Origin of the sequence: Atlanticothrix silvestris CENA357 (assembly GCF_016056295.1) — a bacterium.
Taxonomy (GTDB): domain Bacteria; phylum Cyanobacteriota; class Cyanobacteriia; order Cyanobacteriales; family Nostocaceae; genus Atlanticothrix; species Atlanticothrix silvestris.
Map to the genome: position 1 here is coordinate 80718 of NZ_JAECZB010000007.1, position 17885 is coordinate 98602.

15 protein-coding genes are annotated in these 17885 nt (G+C 39.6%); 5 read left to right on the plus strand and 10 right to left on the minus strand.

From position 1 onward, the window contains the following. Positions 1-112 precede the first annotated feature (112 nt). The 4 genes from I8751_RS05500 to I8751_RS05515 all read right to left on the minus strand — a co-directional run bounded on the left by I8751_RS05500 (position 113) and on the right by I8751_RS05515 (position 4428). Positions 113-478: a phage holin family protein gene (locus I8751_RS05500; protein ID WP_214438159.1), complete on the minus strand. Its 366-nt coding sequence runs from the start codon at positions 476-478 to the stop codon at positions 113-115. A 204-nt stretch (positions 479-682) separates the two neighbouring features. Next, positions 683-1327, minus strand: coding sequence for an ExbD/TolR family protein (locus I8751_RS05505; RefSeq protein WP_214438160.1), 645 nt, complete (start codon positions 1325-1327; stop codon positions 683-685). Between the two features lie 21 nt (positions 1328-1348). Further along, positions 1349-2098, minus strand: a complete 750-nt coding sequence (locus I8751_RS05510; RefSeq protein WP_214438161.1) for a MotA/TolQ/ExbB proton channel family protein — start codon at positions 2096-2098, stop codon at positions 1349-1351. A 128-nt stretch (positions 2099-2226) separates the two neighbouring features. Next, the gene (locus I8751_RS05515; RefSeq protein WP_214438162.1) at positions 2227-4428 is read right to left on the minus strand and encodes an ATP-binding protein; all 2202 of its coding nucleotides are present in this window, start codon (positions 4426-4428) and stop codon (positions 2227-2229) included. A gap of 302 nt (positions 4429-4730) precedes the next feature. Between I8751_RS05515 and I8751_RS05520 the strand changes: the two genes are divergently transcribed. From I8751_RS05520 to I8751_RS05535, 4 genes are all read left to right on the plus strand, one after another. Next, the gene (locus tag I8751_RS05520; RefSeq protein WP_214438163.1) at positions 4731-5051 is read left to right on the plus strand and encodes a YkvA family protein; all 321 of its coding nucleotides are present in this window, start codon (positions 4731-4733) and stop codon (positions 5049-5051) included. 279 nt (positions 5052-5330) lie between these two features. After that, a complete protein-coding gene (locus I8751_RS05525) occupies positions 5331-5612 on the plus strand; it encodes a peptidase (protein WP_214438164.1) in 282 nt (93 codons plus the stop codon). A 251-nt stretch (positions 5613-5863) separates the two neighbouring features. Continuing rightward, the gene (locus tag I8751_RS05530) at positions 5864-6922 is read left to right on the plus strand and encodes a DMT family transporter (protein ID WP_214438165.1); all 1059 of its coding nucleotides are present in this window, start codon (positions 5864-5866) and stop codon (positions 6920-6922) included. Between the two features lie 104 nt (positions 6923-7026). Continuing rightward, entirely contained in the window at positions 7027-7608 is a 582-nt protein-coding gene (locus tag I8751_RS05535) for a DUF4174 domain-containing protein (RefSeq protein ID WP_214438166.1), read from the plus strand. 16 nt (positions 7609-7624) lie between these two features. On the opposite strand, the gene I8751_RS05540 is transcribed toward I8751_RS05535, so the two are convergent. The 6 genes from I8751_RS05540 to I8751_RS05565 form a co-directional block, all read right to left on the minus strand. Next, positions 7625-8731, minus strand: a complete 1107-nt coding sequence (locus I8751_RS05540) for an AI-2E family transporter (protein WP_214438167.1) — start codon at positions 8729-8731, stop codon at positions 7625-7627. Between the two features lie 125 nt (positions 8732-8856). Beyond that, on the minus strand, positions 8857-10290 hold the full coding sequence (locus I8751_RS05545; RefSeq protein ID WP_214438168.1) for a bifunctional orotidine-5'-phosphate decarboxylase/orotate phosphoribosyltransferase: 1434 nt from the start codon (positions 10288-10290) through the stop codon (positions 8857-8859). Positions 10291-10344: 54 nt separating this feature from the next. Next, positions 10345-10944: a cytochrome b/b6 domain-containing protein gene (locus I8751_RS05550; protein WP_214438169.1), complete on the minus strand. Its 600-nt coding sequence runs from the start codon at positions 10942-10944 to the stop codon at positions 10345-10347. Positions 10945-11182: 238 nt separating this feature from the next. After that, a complete protein-coding gene (locus I8751_RS05555; protein ID WP_225893974.1) occupies positions 11183-13936 on the minus strand; it encodes a M16 family metallopeptidase in 2754 nt (917 codons plus the stop codon). Positions 13937-14199: 263 nt separating this feature from the next. Next, entirely contained in the window at positions 14200-14676 is a 477-nt protein-coding gene (locus tag I8751_RS05560) for a Uma2 family endonuclease (RefSeq protein ID WP_214438171.1), read from the minus strand. A 119-nt stretch (positions 14677-14795) separates the two neighbouring features. Continuing rightward, positions 14796-16844: a prolyl oligopeptidase family serine peptidase gene (locus I8751_RS05565; RefSeq protein ID WP_214438172.1), complete on the minus strand. Its 2049-nt coding sequence runs from the start codon at positions 16842-16844 to the stop codon at positions 14796-14798. Between the two features lie 210 nt (positions 16845-17054). Between I8751_RS05565 and I8751_RS05570 the strand changes: the two genes are divergently transcribed. Then, positions 17055-17864 (plus strand): class I SAM-dependent methyltransferase, encoded by an 810-nt coding sequence (locus I8751_RS05570; RefSeq protein WP_214438173.1) that lies wholly within the window; start codon positions 17055-17057, stop codon positions 17862-17864. The last annotated feature ends 21 nt before the right edge of the window (positions 17865-17885 follow it).

Here is a 17885-nt window from a genome sequence, read left to right on the forward strand (position 1 = left end):
AGTAGTCAGTAGTCAGTAGTCAGTAGTCAGTAGTCAGTAGTCAGTAGTCAGTAGTCAGTAGTGCAAAATCTTATACTATCGACTATGGGCTATGGGCTATGGACTTTTATGTCTATACACCTAATAGTCTGTAAATCAAGCTGTTGATGATAGTGAGTGCAAAAGCCCCTAGCATAGCACTCCAAATGCCAAAGCGCAGGCGAAAACCATCTACTAACCAAGCCGCAAGACTAAAACAAACAACGGCAATCATAAATGTGAAAATGCCGGATAGCAAGTTGAAGGTAAGTAAATTTGGTACGGCAAATACTAAGCGTAAAATCGGTCTAACTACGGTCGTTATAATACCTAGAACTGCTGCCGAGAAAAAGGCCTTCTGGGGAGTATCAACTTCTACTCCCAAAGGTAACTTACTGATAATTAGTAAGCTGATAGACGTTACTATCCAAACAATTAAAAGCGTTACAATTGCACTCATTAGCCACAATCCCTGAAACGTGAATTGGCGATTGGCATTTGAAGCTCAACCAATTATTTGTAAATTAGCAGGTATTTTTCTCTATTCAGAATTTATTTCGTATATCTTTAGGTTTAGAAAGAAGCTTGAAGGATGTAGGGAGATAAGGGAGATCAGAAAATTAATTTGTCTCCCCCTACTTCCCTGATTTTCCTATCTCCTATTCTAAGGAGTAGGATTAGTGTTTTCGGGTGCTACAGGTGTTTGAGGCACTGGTATACTAGGAATGCCAGGAGTGGCAGGACTAATACCTTGCTCACTAGGAGGTAAAGGAATTTCGCCTTGTGGATTTATCCCCGGAACCGGTGCAGTATTAGGTGCAGGCGCGACTCCAGGATTAATCGGGAAATAAGGATCTGTAAGCGGGTTAGGTAAAGATGTGGGTAATTGAGACGGCCCAGGTATAATTCCCAAGGATACGCGATCGCCTCCTACTTGTCGCAATATATCCAACGTTTCAATGACATCGTTGTAAGTGGCTGTGCGTGATGCATTTAAAATCACGACACCATTAGGATTTTCTTGAAGATATTGCTTTAACCTCTGTGCCAACTCTTCTCGTTTTACAGGCTGTTTTTCTATGTAAGTATTGCCGACAGCATCAATAGTCACAATTTGACTACTACTCTGTGAAGTTATGCCAGCGGCTGTACTGGTACTAGCTTTAGGTAAATCAACATTAATTGCCTGTTGGCGAGTAAATTGCAAAGCAGCCAACAGAAAAAACGTCAGAATACAAAAAACGACATCAATTAAAGGGATGATTTGAATTTGGGCTTCTTCAATTGGACTATGTAAATTAACTTTCATCGTCTTACTCTTACGCTTGGGTCAGGAGTCTAATGAATCAGGAGCATTTGGGGGTGCAGGTGGCTCAGGAAACTGATTCCTGCCTCGCTTACGGGGCGGATTAAAGCTGTCGCGTGAAGCTTCTTGGACGATTATTGAGGTACTGCTCAAATTAGGCGGGGACTGGTGATAGAGCAATTCCATTTCATTTCCTGCCTTGCGGAAAACTTTGACTTGGTTGACTACAAAACTTTGAAATAGGCGGTAAAATACCAAACTGATGATGGCAACTATTAGCCCCGCTGCCGTACTAATTAAGGATTCACCAATACCAGTAGTTACCCCAGCTGTAGATTCAGTTCCCAAATCGCCAATCCGAATTGAACGCAAAGACTGGATCAAACCCAGAACTGTACCCAACAATCCTAAGAGTGGCGCAAGTGCAATCACCGCTTCTAAAAGTTTTTCGCCCCGCCGCATCCCAGCCAGTTCATCCTCTGCTGTGGACTCTAACGCCAGTCGAAAAGTTTCCGCATTACTTTTTGGCAAGCGTAACGGAGCAAAGAGAAATCGCCCAACGGGCTGATCTGTTGCCTGTCTAGCAATTTCCGCAGCTACTTCCCAATTATCATGGGCAGCATCCAGAACACGATTAACTATTTCCTTTTCCTGAGTCAAAATTCGCAACCAGAACCACAAACGCTCAAAGATTACGCTTATAGACAAAATTGATAGTACGAGCAGAGGCCACATCGCTGGCCCGCCCTTTTGAAAAAGATCTAAAATATCCACTGTTTAAGTTTCCTCCCTCCATATCCTAAAACAAATGCGCTAAAGCATTTTAATTCTAGAGATTAATGCAAAATGAGGGACTTCCAAAAAATAAATTTGCTGATAAATTCAAAAGCCAATGTGGATTATTAGACAGCTACACAAATTTGCTGGCGGATTGGGACTTGAATTATAAACTCACTTCCTTTACCCAGTTTAGAAATACATTCCAATTTACCAGCATGTTTTTCGGTGATGATTTGATAGCTGATTGCCATACCCATACCTGTTCCCTTGCCTACAGCTTTGGTAGTAAAAAAGGGATTGAAGATGCGGTTTATAACGTGTTCTGGCATTCCCTCTGCATTATCCGCGATCGCAATTTCCACTGACTGCGAATCACTAACTGAGGTACGGATGGTAATTTGGCTGGGATTTGCCTCTATTTCCTGATAGGTGCGATTAGCGTTTACTTCTTCTAGAGCATCAATGGCATTCACTAAAATATTCATCAACACTTGATTAAGTTGTCCGGGATAGCATTCTACTTGAGGCAAGTTGCCATAGTCTCGAATCAGTTGAATTGCCGGACGTTCTGGCTTGTCTTTGAGACGATATTGCAGAATCAACAATGTACTTTCAATTCCTTCATGAATATCAACAGTTTTGAATTCTGCTTCATCCATACGAGAAAAGTTGCGTAGTGATAGCACAATGTTACGAATTCTGTCAGTACCCATCTTCATAGAAGACAGCACCTTTTGTAAATCCTCAATTAAGAACTCTAAATCGATTTCATCGGCTAGCGCTTGTACTTCTGGGTCGTTGCTGGAATGACGTTGTTGGTAGAGGTCAATCATCCGCAGCAAATCTTGAGTGTAGTCGTTCAGGTGAGTAATATTGCCGTGGATAAAGTTGACTGGGTTATTGATTTCATGTGCAACACCTGCCACCAGTTGACCCAAACTAGACATCTTTTCACTTTGAACCACTTGTGCTTGGGTACGCTGCAATTCGCTTAAGGCGGTTTTGAGTTCGGCGGTGCGTTCTTCTACCCTGTCTTCCAACTCTACCTTACTGTGTTCTAACGCCGTAAAAAATTCGCGCAATCGCTGTGCCATGTGATTAAAGGATTGGGCAAGTATATTCAGTTCTCGGATGTTTTTGAGTTCTAAAGTTTGGTCTAAATTACCAGAAGCCATTGCCTCACTTGCCCAGCTCATTTGTAGAATCGGCTGTGTAATCCAGTGGGAGGTAAGATAACCCATGAGGGTTGCCACGCCTAATGCTCCTAGGCAAAACCAAATAGTAGTTTGAGTATTGGCGTTGATTTGTGCCATAAAAGCATCTTCCGGCACACTCACCACTACTAGCCAATCCAATCCATATTGGTCACGCCAAGGAGTGACATCGACAAAATTTGTTTCTCCTTGCCAATCCAGCTTAAGTTTTGTAGCTTCGGTAATTGACTTAAATCCATTGAATTTTTGCTGAATTTGTTTAGCAATGCCTTGAACTGCCAAGTCTGTGCTGTCGGTGGCTTTTAATCGCTGAATATCGTTATTTACTAGAGTAAAGGGTTGCTGAGGACTAGAATTGGCAATTAGCATCCCATTGCGTTCTAGAATGAAAACTTGTCCAGAACGGCTGACATCCAAACGCCGCAAAAACTCGCTCAATTTTAATAGATGAATATCTACACCGACCATCCCCAACAATCGCTTTTGTGCGTCATAGATGGGGCGACCCGCGGAAGCAACGATGTATGGATGATTGGGATAATTTATGGAGTAAATCCTTGACCATAAGGGTTTACGAGCTTTTACAGGTTCGGTGTACCAAGTTTCTTTGAAGTTGTCCCAATCACCATTCTCATTGACACGGGTGCGATCGCCCTGATTATCTGTGGCATAGTTGTACCAGTTTTTAGGTGGCTTGGAACCCCAATCATCAATCGTGATAGTTTTACCATCATAACGGGCGGCTCCTCCTCCTTCACCCGTTGTTAGTCCAAAGCCGATATAAGTTAGGTCATAAGCCTGCATTTGTTTCCAAAAATACTTGCCTATAGTTTTGCGATCGCTTACATTCAATAGTCCCATCTCAATTGCATCAGCATTAATCTGATTCACCTTGTGGGGAATAGATAAATAAGATTCTAAATGTTGATGCACCATACTATTGGTTCGCTGCATCAACTGGTCTGCCAAATCATTTACGGCTTTTTGCCCATTCTTAAATGACAAGTAGCCGACCAAACCCACTGCTCCAAAAATTTGTAAAACAAACGGAATAATCAGCACCATCTGTAATGGTAAAGCTTTAATTTGGTTGGAATAATGCCTTTTCATCGGTAGGTTCAATTTTGATTCTGCTAATTGCTTCACCTGGCCAACTACCAGTCAAATAACGGTGGATAGGCGAAAGTTTGTATTTACCCATGTAGTATTCCCACATCAAACATACAATCAACATCCATATTGACTGGTTATTTGCTGGATAGTTTATTCGTATTTGGGTAATTACTATACTTTTGGGCAAAATTGCAGTGACAGATGATAAGTAGCATCTTCCAGACTAAATGGGGCGGTTATTCCCACCGGAAGTTTATAGGATAAGCTGTCAAAATTAAAGATAGCTGGAGGTTAAAAACATGAAATTCTCAATCCAATCGCTTTATAGTTGGTATCGCAACACGCTTCGTAATCCAAAGTACCGTTGGTGGGTAATTTTAGGAACACTAGTTTATTTGGTCAGTCCCATTGATATTGCCCCAGATTTTCTGCCTATTGTTGGGCAAATTGATGATGTTTTTCTTTTGACACTGCTAGTTTCTGAAGTGTCTGGGTTAGTAATTGAAGGCTGGAAAGCTCGTAAGGGTAACGTAGATACTGAAGTTTCTTATACTTCAGAAGGTTCTACTTCTACTTCTACCGCTAGCACCATTGATGTTGATGCCGTTTCTGTTAAATAGTTTTCTCCACAAAATTAAATTTAATAAAACCCTTGCCTTTGTTGTCTGCTAACAACTTTAATACTGAGGTAGGGGATATTTTTTTATATGATGTGTAAACACTAAGCAATTTACTTTTGGGTATTGCCACTCCAAAAATTGTGTTTCCTACTTCCTGCGATTTCGGCAAAATGAAGTAAATGCTCTATAAACAGAGGTTTAAGAGTTTGTTATTTCAGATTTTGCTCTAAAATACTGCAAAACTGATACTTTGAAACTCACGTTAATTAGGGAGCGTTTATGAGCCGAATGTTTCGGCGATACCATCGCCAGATTGCGATCGTGTTATGTCTGCCTTTGTTTTTGACAGTATTAACTGGTATGAGCTTTACTATTGCTCACGAATGGTTAGACCAAAATGAGTTAGGCGCATTTATCCTCAAGCTACACACATTGGAAATTTTGCATCTAGAAGGAATTTACCCTATTTTGAATGGTTTGGGATTAGTCGGCTTGTTGATTACCGGCTTAAGTATGACAGGCTTATTTCGTCAACGTTCAAATCAAAATAATCAAGGTTGAAACTTACAACAGATTTTGGGCTATTTTTATAGGTTTTTTATTGACATTCAACATTTCTGTTAGAGACTGATATTACTGCTACTGCCAGCGATCGCTTAGGTTTTAACTATTTACTATTTAGGGAGACTTTTAGAAATTAGTCTTGACATATTGCATTGTCAAATCTCAGTATTTTCTCATATCCCTTTTATCTGGACTTAAGCAGGAAAGCCTAGTATGATTGACAGCGTTTTCATTGCAGTGATGTTATAGTGACCAGTCTGAGAAGATGGTATCGCCTCACCTCTAAAATTCCTGGTCAAATTTATCTTTGGCTAGCAGTTCTAATCTTTGGAGCGTCTGGTGCAGTTACCCGTAAACTGACGGAAATCGGCGCTCAACATTTCATGGATGGACGGAATCCAATTTCTTTGTGCAATGTTTTGTTTGTGGGAAATTTGTGCGCTTTGATGGTTCTTGTAATCATCTATGGACGACAGTGGAACAAAGCAGTTTTAAAGCAAATTTCCCGCCAAAATTGGTGCATTCTGACCCTAGTAGCTATTCTATCAGGAGCGCTGGCTCCTGGTTTAATTTTTCAAGCGCTGGCACTCAGCAACGTCAATAACGTGATTTTAGTCGGTAGATTGGAACCGCCTTTGACTTTGGCTTTATCTATTTGGTTGTTGCGGGAACGGGTGAATTTGTGGGAAATTGTCGGGGCGATCGCGGCATTCATTGGAGTGACTCTCACTATCTTTTTGCAAACGCCACAGGCAACCATGATGAATATGGGGGGTTTGCATTTAGGTTTAGGAGAGTTTTTGGCAGCATCTGGATCGGTGGCTGTAGCAGTAGCCACAGTTATTAGCAAAAAACATCTCTCTGTTATTCCTTTAGGAATCTACACTATTTTTCGTACTGCCTTGGGAACTATGATCTTTTTCTTTCTGGCTTTAGTGCTTTATGGCAGTGATCATTTTATGGATGTATTCTCACCTTTTTTATGGCAGTGGATGTTGGTATATGGTGTCGTAATTGTCGTTTTAGGTCAATCGTTTTGGCTTAAGGGTTTGAGAGATTCCACTGTGTCTGTGGCTTCTTTAATTGGCTCTTTTACCCCAATTATAGGTATCCTAGCAGCTTATTTGATACTAAATGAAGCTCCAACACTCGCTCAATATATGGGAGGTAGTTTAATTTTTATGGGTATATTTCTTAGCCAATTAGGTACTTGGTATCAGATTCGTCGCAGAGTTGCCTTAGATCAGGTAAATTCTATGCAAGCACAGCAAGAAGTAGAAACTGAGGTGGGATTTAAGGGAATTTAAATATTTTGGTAGACACATTCATCCTTTAGGCTGAACTAAGTTTGGGAATGGTAATGTAGCCTGGGCTTTGAGACTGATTGTCTTTTAGCCACTGGGTACATACAATGCTAATTCGTAGTTCAATTCTGGCACTATTACTGATTTATTCTACTGGCTGCTCAACTTTTACTCAATTCTTTGATCGCGGGTCAGGTAGAGTCAAAATTTCCAGTGCTGCATTTGTCAATTCTCCAGAAACTAAACCCACTGCTAATTTTGCTGTCGATGTAGAAGATAACAATATGGCTTTTAATCTCAATTCTTATCAATGGAAAAACCGTCTCTTACTAGTGTTTGCCCCTTCAGAAACTAGTGATTTTTACCAGCGGCAGATGCAATTATTTGAGGAGCAAAAAGCTGGTTTTCCAGAGCGCGATTTAGTTGTGGTTGAGATGTTTACAGAAGGTGCAGGTCGTGCAGGGGAAAAAACACTTGATGAAGCAGATGTTGCTCAAATGCAAAAACAGTTCAACATTGCTCCCCAAGAGTTTAGGACAATTCTGATCGGTAAGGATGGTAAATCGAAGCGAAGTGATAGTTACCCTGTCAAGCCAGAAGTGATCTTTCAAGAAATTGATGCAATGCCAATGCGTCAACAAGAAATACGCGATCGCGAAGCGCTGCTGGGAAACGCAGATCGCAGATAGTCTTCAGTAACCGAATCTAAGATGTTGATTCCTTTGTTAACATCTCTGGTTCTTCTTTACCTTTAACATTATTTTCAGAATAACCAGATGGAGAAAAATTATCTAAACCATCGGCGACATCTTTAATAAAACCAGCCATAGGTACAGCAATTACTAACCCCAACAATCCGCCGAGATAGGTTCCTACCAATAAAGCAATTAACACCCATATAGGTCTAAGTCCTGTTAAACTTCCCAAAAGACGAGGTGCGATCGCCTGGTCAATTAACTGATCAATAATCGCAGCTACAATTAAGATTTTTAATGCTAACCAGAAATTATGTGAAGCTATTATTAAAGTTATTACAATAATACTAACTATATCACCGAAGGGAATTAAACTAAAAATCCCAATTCCTAAACCAAATATTAAAGCAAACTGAATCTTAAAAAGTAAAAAAATCAGCGTTAATGAAAATCCCATTAGTGAAGCTAAAGTTACCTGACCAATCAAGTAATTTTGGAAGTTTTCTTGAATAGATTGGCCTATCTGTTTGGCAAAACTCCAGGGTAACTTTTTAAATATCCCTTCCCAAAGCCTAGGGCCATCTAATAAAAGATAAAAAGTGAACACTATTGTGATTAATGCATCAGAGATACTATCAATAGCTTCTATAATAATGCTCACAAGATTATCAGCTGAATTTTGCAATTCATCAGGTAATCGCTCTGTAATTTGATTGATTATATGGCTAAAATTAACTTTTAATCCGTGGTTAACAGCCCAATCATCAAGAATTTGAATTTTTTGATTGCTAGAATCAATCCACTGAGGAAGTATGTTAGCCATCTCATTAAGTTGCTCTAACACAATAGGCAGTAAAATAATACCCAAAGCTACTAAAATCATTAAAGCTGAGATAAAAACTAATGCTACTGCATAGCCCCGTTTAATTCCACGGTGTTGGAGAATTTTAACAGGGTAATTTAAAATGAATGCTAGCAAAGTTGCTAACACAAAGATTGTTACTATTGGTTGAAAATAAGCAAAAAAACGAAATGCTAGCCAACCATTGAGAAAGATGAGAGGAAATAGCAGCGTCAAAATTAACCATTTAAGTAATTGACTGAGAGATAAATTCATAATTAATTAAAGAAGTATTTATTAAATTAATAATCTTATTTGGTATAACAATTATCAAAAATAAGCCAACTAATTTCAAAGACGGAAACTCAAATTAAATTTGATTTGGGAACGATGAATAAGTATTAAACCTCTGCAAAAACTGAAAACTGTTCCTCATTAATCCTTCCTGCTTCATACAATGTATTCATAATTTCCGAAATAGTCAAAACTGCATGACCGTGATAACCTTTTTCTAATAATTTATTATTCACTCCCTGTTCATGATCAATAAACACTACAATATCGCGAATATTTAATCCTGCTGATTGTAACTTTTCTGCACCTTCTATGACACTTTTACCACTGATGAGAATATCATCAACTACAACCACTGTTTCACCAGGATGAAAATCCCCCTCAATTACTCTCCGAGTTCCATGTGCTTTTACTTCTTTTCGGGGAAAAATCATTGGGCAATGAAGACGCAAAGCTAAACCAGTAGCAGTTGGTAAAGAACCATAAGGAATGCCTGCTAATCGGTCAAAATTCAGGTTTTGTAAAATTTTTTCATAAGCACTGAGAACTTGATTAAAAATTTGGGGATTAGAAATTATTTTGCGTAGGTCAATATAATAGGGAAATATGGCTCCTGATGCTTGCACAAACTCACCAAACATAATGCAACCAAGGTCATAAAGTTGCAAAATCAAATCATGTTGGGGGTGCTGATTCAACAAACAAACATCAGGCAACCACACAGAACAGGTAGAAGCATCATGAATAATTTTGTTTCTTACTTGATTAATTTCTGCACGTAAAGATTGAATTTCTTTAGACAATTGAGGGTTTGCCAACATATCTTGAGGAACAGGAATTAACAAGCCATCACCGTTATTATTCAAGCCTGCTTCTAAAATTTGGTTTAAGTTACCACCTTCAGCCCAAATACTACGCGCTAAAATCATGCGTTCAGGCGCAACCGCCCGAATCAACGCTAAAATATCAGGATTTGTAGTCCCAACTTCCAAACCTACTTGTTCTGGAGTTCCCCAATTTTTTGATTCTTTAACTACTTGCAAATAAAGAGGAGATTCATTTGTAGGACATTGTTGTAAAGCTTCTGCTCCTGGATTAGAAGTACAACATAAAATAAATACTGCTTTGTCGGGATACACTAAAAACGGTGCGACATGATCCTGTCCTGTATAAGGACTAAGAGTAATTGCATCTACTTGCCATTCGGTAAATATAGTCCGGGCGAAGATAGTACTAGTATTTAAATCACTGTGTTTCGCGTCTAAAATAACCGGAATATGACTTGGAACAGCTGCTAAAGTTTTTTGTAGTAGTTCTAATCCTGGAATACCTAATGCTTCGTAAAAACCAAGTGTTGGTTTATAGGCACAAACAAAATCAGCAGTTTCGGTAATAATGAATTGTAACCAATTTTCTAAGCTAGAGATGACATCTGGAGATTCGTAATCGGTAGACATCATCTCTGGATTTGGATCAAGTCCTACAAAAAGTAGGCTTTGATTTTGGAGAATATTGTCGTATAATTTATCAAAGAAGCTCATATTTTTATATATTCTACAATTTTTAATTAATTAACTATTACCACCGTTATTTATTTACCAGAACATCGATTCTGTAAGTTGCTCACCTCCAGCTTTACGCCCTAATAAAGAGTGAATGATTACAAATAAAATAATCATTGGGACTGAGGCAAAATGTACAATTCGCAAGGCTTGCCAACTACCAAACATATCTACAATCCAGGGAAATTGAGCAGGCTTATACATGCCTATACCTGTAAGTAAAGCTAGCAATAAAATAGGAATAATAGCTGTATAGACAATCCGATGCCAGGCATAGATTAGGCGCTGGGAATTTTGACTTTTTTGTAATGCTTTGATGTCATTGACACCTACAAACCGATGTCGCCAACGTCGAGTAATTAAAACGTAAATTCCATACCATAAAAGATTCAGCGAGAAAATCCACATTGCTGCAAAATGCCAATGTCTGCCTCCCGCCAACCAACCTCCTAGTGTAAATATAGGAGGAATATGTAAACCTGCACGTCCACCAAAAACAGGGTTGGCATTATAAATTTGCAGCCCACTGGTGAGCATCAAAAACAGGCTTACAATATTAACAAAATGGAAAATTTTTGCTCCTATTGCTTGAGTTGGTAACTTCCGAGTTTTTGAGGAAGCGGTTGAAGTCATGATTCAGTTTGGCTGTTTATCTTGAGGAAATAGTCCAGCAATGTTGAAATTAGGCATCGCTTACCCTTATTTTCCCATTCTCTGATTCAGTTGCAACTTAGAATCCAAGCAGCAAGATCATTTTTATGGGGACGGATAAGCGCACCTAATACATCTGCAAGAGATTAAGGAACGAAACTCAACAGTTAAAAATCGTGTCATTATTGGGTTTCACTTTGTTCAACCAAACCTACGTTTTTTAAGATCCAGACTTGGGAGTTGTAGTTTCAGACCCGGCGGTAACAATTACTAAGTTATCTGGTTGAATTAATTCTTTGATTGCTTGCTGTATTTGAGCCATAGTAACTGCCTGAACACGTTGGAGAAACTCGCGGATTTCTGTTCGTGGTAGCCCAAAAACAGCATTACTCAAGATGATGCTAGATACATCGCTGGGATTGGCTAAATCTACAGGATAACTACTAGTAATTGAGCGTTTAGCTGTGTTTAACTCCGCCTCAGTTACTCCTTGCTCTCGCAACTGTTTAAGTAAAGCAATGGTGCTAGCGATCGCTTTTTGGGCATCTTCTGGAGCAGTCTGCATTTGGATCAAGAAGGGGCCGGGATTGATTCCGGCTGCAAAGGCACTGTAAATACCGTAGGTTAGACCCAAGCGATCGCGTACCTCCGTACCTAAGCGACTAGACAAGGTATCACCACCCAAAATCTGATTCAGTACCAGTGCAGCATAAAAACGTGGGTCTGTTCTAGAGATACCGTTGTAACCGATGTAAGTAACAGCCTCTGCTTTGCCAGGAATTTCTTTATTAAGGCGGGTTGAGGTTTTTGGTAGTGAAACAGTTGGCAAGTTAAGCACAGGCGGCTTACCCGTAGCTTGCCACTTGCTAAAAGACTGATTGAGTAAGGTTTTCACCTGAACTGGATTAAAATCACCAACTAAAGCGATCGTTGTTGTGTCTGGTCGGTAATGTTCTTTGTAGAAGCCAAGCAAATCGTCACGAGTAATGCTCTTTAAGCTTTCAACATTAGGAAAGCTATGGAAAGGATGATTTTCAGGATAGATTGCTTGCTGGAATACTTGCCTTCCTAGTCCCCTTGGATCATCTAACTGAACTTGTAGACTTGTCAACGATCGCTGACGGCTCAGTTCTAACTGTTCTTTGGGAAAAGTCGCATTTTGCAGCACATCTGCCAAAGTTTGCACTAATGTTGGTAAGTTTGCTGACAGACCGTTACCACTAATATTAACTCCCTCACGACTGGCGCTGAAGTCTAGACTAGATCCCTGGTCTTCTAAGGTTTTCGCTAAAGTTAAAGCATCTTTAGTCTGCGTTCCATTAATTAAGTTGGTCGCAGTCAGACTTGCTAATCCTGCTTTTTGATTACCGTCAAATTCACTTCCTGCGTCAACTTGTCCGCTGAGGTTGATGGTGGGAACACTGTGGTCAGGTAGCAGGAGAACTCGCAAGCCATTGGCTAGAGTGAATTGTTCTGGTAGCGATCGCTTGGTAGAATCTGTAGCTGATGTCGTTGGTGGGAGATATTTAGCAAGTTCTGCTGGGTCTACAGGTTTACCAGGGCTGAAATTCTCCACAGTCCGCCCAGAACTATCACTGGAAGTTCCGGGTTGACCATCTGGTTGGGTCGGTTCAAAAAAGCCAATGGTTTGTTTGGCAGGATTGAGATAAGTTTTCGCTACTCGTTGCACTTGTTCAGGAGTCACTTTGGCGATCGCTGTTAAATATCGTTCAATAAAACGATAATCTCCTGTTACAGTTTGGTTATATCCTAACTGGCTAGCTTGACTAGTAATATCTTGATTACTCAGTACAAAGGAAGCTTGTAGTTGTGTCTTAGCTCTGTTTAATTCTTCTGGGCTGACTGGCTGCTGTTGCAGTTTTGTCAAAGATTGCTGGAGTACTTGAGAAATTTTAGCTAATTCTTGACCTGGAGCCGCTGTGGCATTAATTTCATACCAACCCGGCTCAATCAGTTCGGCTGCACCGCCCTCAACTGAACTGGCGAGTCCAGATTCTACTAAATCCTGATATAGCCTAGAACTGCGTCCACCTGTCAATATTGCATCCATGACATCAATTGCTGGGACATCAGGATGTTTAATGTCTGGTAAGGGATACACAGCTTGCAGTAATGCTGCACTTCCAGGTTCTTTGAGAACAATAGGAGCTTTTTTAGGTTCAGCAGTAGCTACGGGAGTAGTATTTCTAGTAGCAGCCGTCTTAGGGCGTTGTGGCAGTTTACCGTAAATTTCCTGCACAGCTTTCAGTACAGGTTCCGTAGCAAAATCTCCCGTAATCACCAAAGTGGCATTTTCTGGACTGTAGTAAGTTTGGTAATAATTTCGTACCTGCTCTACAGTGAACTGTTCGACATCTGCTTTCGTTCCTCCTACAGGTAAACCATAAGCTCGGTTAGGAAAAGCAGCTCGCATCACCGCCCGACTCAGACGATAACTTGGTGAATTTTCATACCCTTGCAACTCGGAAATTACCACCCGCTTTTCACTTGTCAGTTGCTCAGGGTTAATTAAAGCATTTTTCATGCGATCGGCTTCTAGAGTCAACAATGCTACCAGTTTGTCTTGCTGTACTGTGCCAAAGTAAGCTGTTTCGTCATAGCTGGTAAAGGCATTGAATTGACTACCCAAGGCACTAAAAAGCCGCCCAAACTGTACTGGACGGTCAGTTGTGCCTTTGAACATCAAATGTTCTAGCTGGTGGGAAATACCATTCTCTCCCTTAATCTCATTGCGTGAACCAACTTTATACCAAACCTGCACACTGACTACTGGTGCAGTATGAACTTCTTTGGTTAACACAGTTAAACCGTTGTCCAATACGGTTTTTTGCACTCCTCTGGTGAGTGAGAGGCCAGATACAGGTGCAACGGCTGTTGGTGTGGCTGCATTGATCAAATCGCCCGAAAATGGCACGATACTGAGTAGTAAGCTGAGAAAAAGTCCTATAAGCATGTATGAGCGTAGCTTCATAAACAATTTAAAACTCAAATTTATCAAATATAATTCCCAAGTGTGATGCAAAATTTAAATTTACTATAAGAAGGAAATATTAGCGCCATAATGCGATCGCACCACAAAATATCTTGCCCATTTATCAGTTTAATGAGCGATCGCTTCTATAAACCAAATATGATTCAATTGCTGATAGCTAAGGGTCAAAAAATCCCGATTTATAAAATAAATTCTTAGTGTATTACTTTACAAACTGCTATTAATTACCGTTGAATTTGCTTAGGAAAGTTAGGCACTAACAAAGATTGCTCTAATTCGCCTTGTTCATTATAAAATTTCATTTTACCTTGTTCGTTACATAACCATACTTCCAAAGCTTGAGCTGCTAAATACAAATTTTTTTTAAACTCTATTTCCTCCAAAGTGTTACCACTAGATTTAACTTCTACACATATTTCTGGTGCAATAGAGGCTGATACCTCATCTTCAATTTGAGTAAATCGTTCCTCAGAACACCAGACAACATCAGCAACTTTCACCCCGTCTGATGTGTTGATAGCGCATTCAGGCATCACTTCTCCAGTATGCAATAAAGATTCTAATAAACGTTGAATTCTTCCTTGATAAAAAGAATGTTTAATTTTTACGGGACTCATTACAATTTGACCCCATTTATTTAATTCAATTTTGAAGGGTAAATCTTGTAACTCTTTATATTCACAAACTTCTTCCCATTTCATAGTTAATACTTGCTGAAAGTTATTGATTGAATTTTAACTGATCTATCAATACTGAGTCTCGCGCAAAGGCACTAAGAAAAAACTTTGCGTCTCTGCGTGAGACAATCAATCATATTTGTTTAAATTTTCACATCTAAAGTACGCACTAAAAAAGCCCACTTGTCTGCGGCTTCCTCAATCATCTTAGCGGTGGGTTTACCCGCACCATGTCCTGCCTTTGTCTCAATTCTAATTAACACTGGCGCATCACCTGCATGAGCAGCTTGCAATGCAGCGGCAAATTTGAAACTATGAGCAGGAACAACGCGATCATCATGATCAGCTGTCGTAATTAATGTGGCTGGATAAGCTGTACCAGATTTGAGATTGTGCAATGGTGAATATGCATACAATGTTGGAAACTCCTCTGGATGCTCTGCTGAACCATATTCGGAAATCCAAGCCCAGCCAATAGTAAACTTGTGGAACCGCAACATATCCATGACACCTACTGCTGGTAAAGCTGCACCAAATAAATCAGGACGCTGTGTCATACAAGCACCCACTAATAAGCCGCCGTTACTACCACCTGCGATCGCTAGTTTTTCAGGTTTTGTATAATTATGGGCAATGAGCCACTCAGCAGCGGCAATAAAGTCATCAAAGACATTTTGTTTTTTCTGCTTCATCCCTGCTTGATGCCATTCTTCGCCATACTCTCCACCACCACGTATATTAGCTAGGGCATAAACACCACCCATTTCCAACCATACCAACATACTTACAGAAAAACTGGGAGTAAGTGAGATATTAAAACCGCCATAAGCATAAAGATAAGTAGCATTATTTCCATCTAATTTAATACCCTTTTTATGAGTAATAAACATGGGTACTTCAGTTCCATCTTTACTGCGATAAAATATTTGATTTGTCTCATAATCATCAGGATTAAAATCTACCTTTGGTTGGCAAAAAAGTTCACTTTTCCCCGTTACCATGTCGTAGCGATAAATTGTACTTGGTGTCGTAAAACTAGTGAAACTATAAAAGGTTTCAGTATCATGACGCTTGCCACCAAAGCCATCAGCTGAGCCAAGTCCTGGCAATTCTACCTCACGTACAGACGCGCCCGTGAGATCAAAAATTTTAATTTGGGTACGAGCATCTTGGAGATAATCAGCAACAAATTGGTTATTGAGAATGTTAACACTTTCTAGAGTTGCCGCAGTTTGAGGGATAATTTCTCTCCACATCTCCTTGGCAGAGTTTTTGGTATCAATTGCAATAACTCTGCCACGTGGTGCGTCTAAATCTGTGCGGAAATAAAAAACACTATCGTCGTAGTCAATAAAACTATAATCTGCTTCAAACTGGTTAATTAGTTCTATAATTTCAGAATTGGGTTTAGATAAGTCTTTGTAAAAAACTAAATTTTTCGGGTCAGTTCCCAGCCAAACTGAAATAATGAGATAGCGTCCATCTTCTGTTACGCCGCCATTAAAACCCCATTCTTTTTTGTCATGACGCTGGTAAATTAGTACATCATCGGTTTGGAGTGTACCTAATCGGTGATAGTAAAGTTTTTGATAATAATTAAGATCTTCTAATTTTGTTTTTTCATTCGGCTCATCATAACGACTGTAGAAAAAACCTTCATGATCATGAGTCCATGATGCACCAGAAAACTTAATCCACTTCAGGTGATCTTCCAGGTCTTTTCCTGTTTCAACATCGCGTACTTTCCATTCTTGCCAGTCAGAACCAGAACTAGATAAACCGTATGCTAAAAGTTTTCCGTTATCGCTGATAGACAAGCCTGAAAGTGCAATAGTGCCATCTACTGAAAGTTTATTAGGGTCGAGTAATATTTGAGGTTGAGAGTCAAGAGTTTTCAAGGTATAGAGAACACTTTGGTTTTGCAGTCCATCATTTTTGAAGTAAAAATAGTTATCGCCCTCTTTAAATGGGATGCCATATTTTTCATAATCCCAAAGTTTGGTAAGGCGCTGTTTAATTTTTCCTCTGGCAGGAATTTCATTCAGGTAGGCAAAAGTAACTTTATTTTCTGCCTCAATCCAGTTTTTTGTTTCTTCCGAGTCAGGATCTTCTAACCAACGGTAAGGATCTTTAACTACGCTACCGTGGTAATTATCAACTTGTTCGCTCTGGCGGCTGAGTGGGTAGATCATAATAATGCCAAATTACAAATGAATAAGTTTTTAAGAAATAGACTAATAGCTTAATTATCAATTGAAAAATTATTTTTACATCCTAAAAAAGTAAATTTCTATCTTTTGGTCTACAATCACCTAAAATTTGTAGAAAGATAATTTTATAGGAAGATTGTATGAAAGCGATCGCAATTAGTGTACTTTATAGCAGAATATCCCCAATTTTCTATGTTCAGCGACTACAAACAGCAGATTCTCAATGATTTTAACAATCGTCAAAACTACGAGAATGAATTTCATAAACGGGCATCAACTCGATTAGTAGAGTTAGCAAAATTACAACCAAGCCAGCAAGTTCTAGATGTTGCTACCGGAACAGGTTTAGCAGCTATTGCAGCGGCTCAGGTTGTTGGTTCTACAGGTCATGTTTTGGGAATTGACTTTGCTTCAGGAATGTTGCAGCAAGCTCAGAAAAAAGTTGCAGCTTTAGCACTGATGAATATCACGTTTCACGAAGCTGACGCAGACGAGCAAGAGTTTCAGGATAATCAGTTTGACGCTATCCTCTGTTCATCTGCAATTGCTTATTTAACAAATATTCCCAGAGTATTGCATCGCTGGCACAATGCTTTAAAACCAGGGGGAACTATAGCATTTTCTTGTCTTGCAGCAACTTCCCCAAGCGCATCTGTATTGTTTCGGATGGTAGTGCAACGATACGGTGTTACTATTCTGAATCCCAATGAGTTACTCGGAACTCCTGAGAAATGTTATCAAATGCTTCAATCAATCGGTTTTGCAGACATTGAAATTACAACCGAGCAATTCGGCTTTTATTTGCAAGATGCGGAAGTCGCTTGGACTGGTAATGCCAAAAGCGCATTTGGGCTTCAGGGGGTACAATGGTCAGCACAGCAGTGGGAGCAGTGTAAACAGGAATATTTTACAGAATTAAATGCAGCTTCAGATCAGCAAGGCTTCTGGAATAATGTCACCATGTTCTTCGTAACTGGACATAAATCCAATGAAGTAGTATGACAACCCCAATGCATTATATTA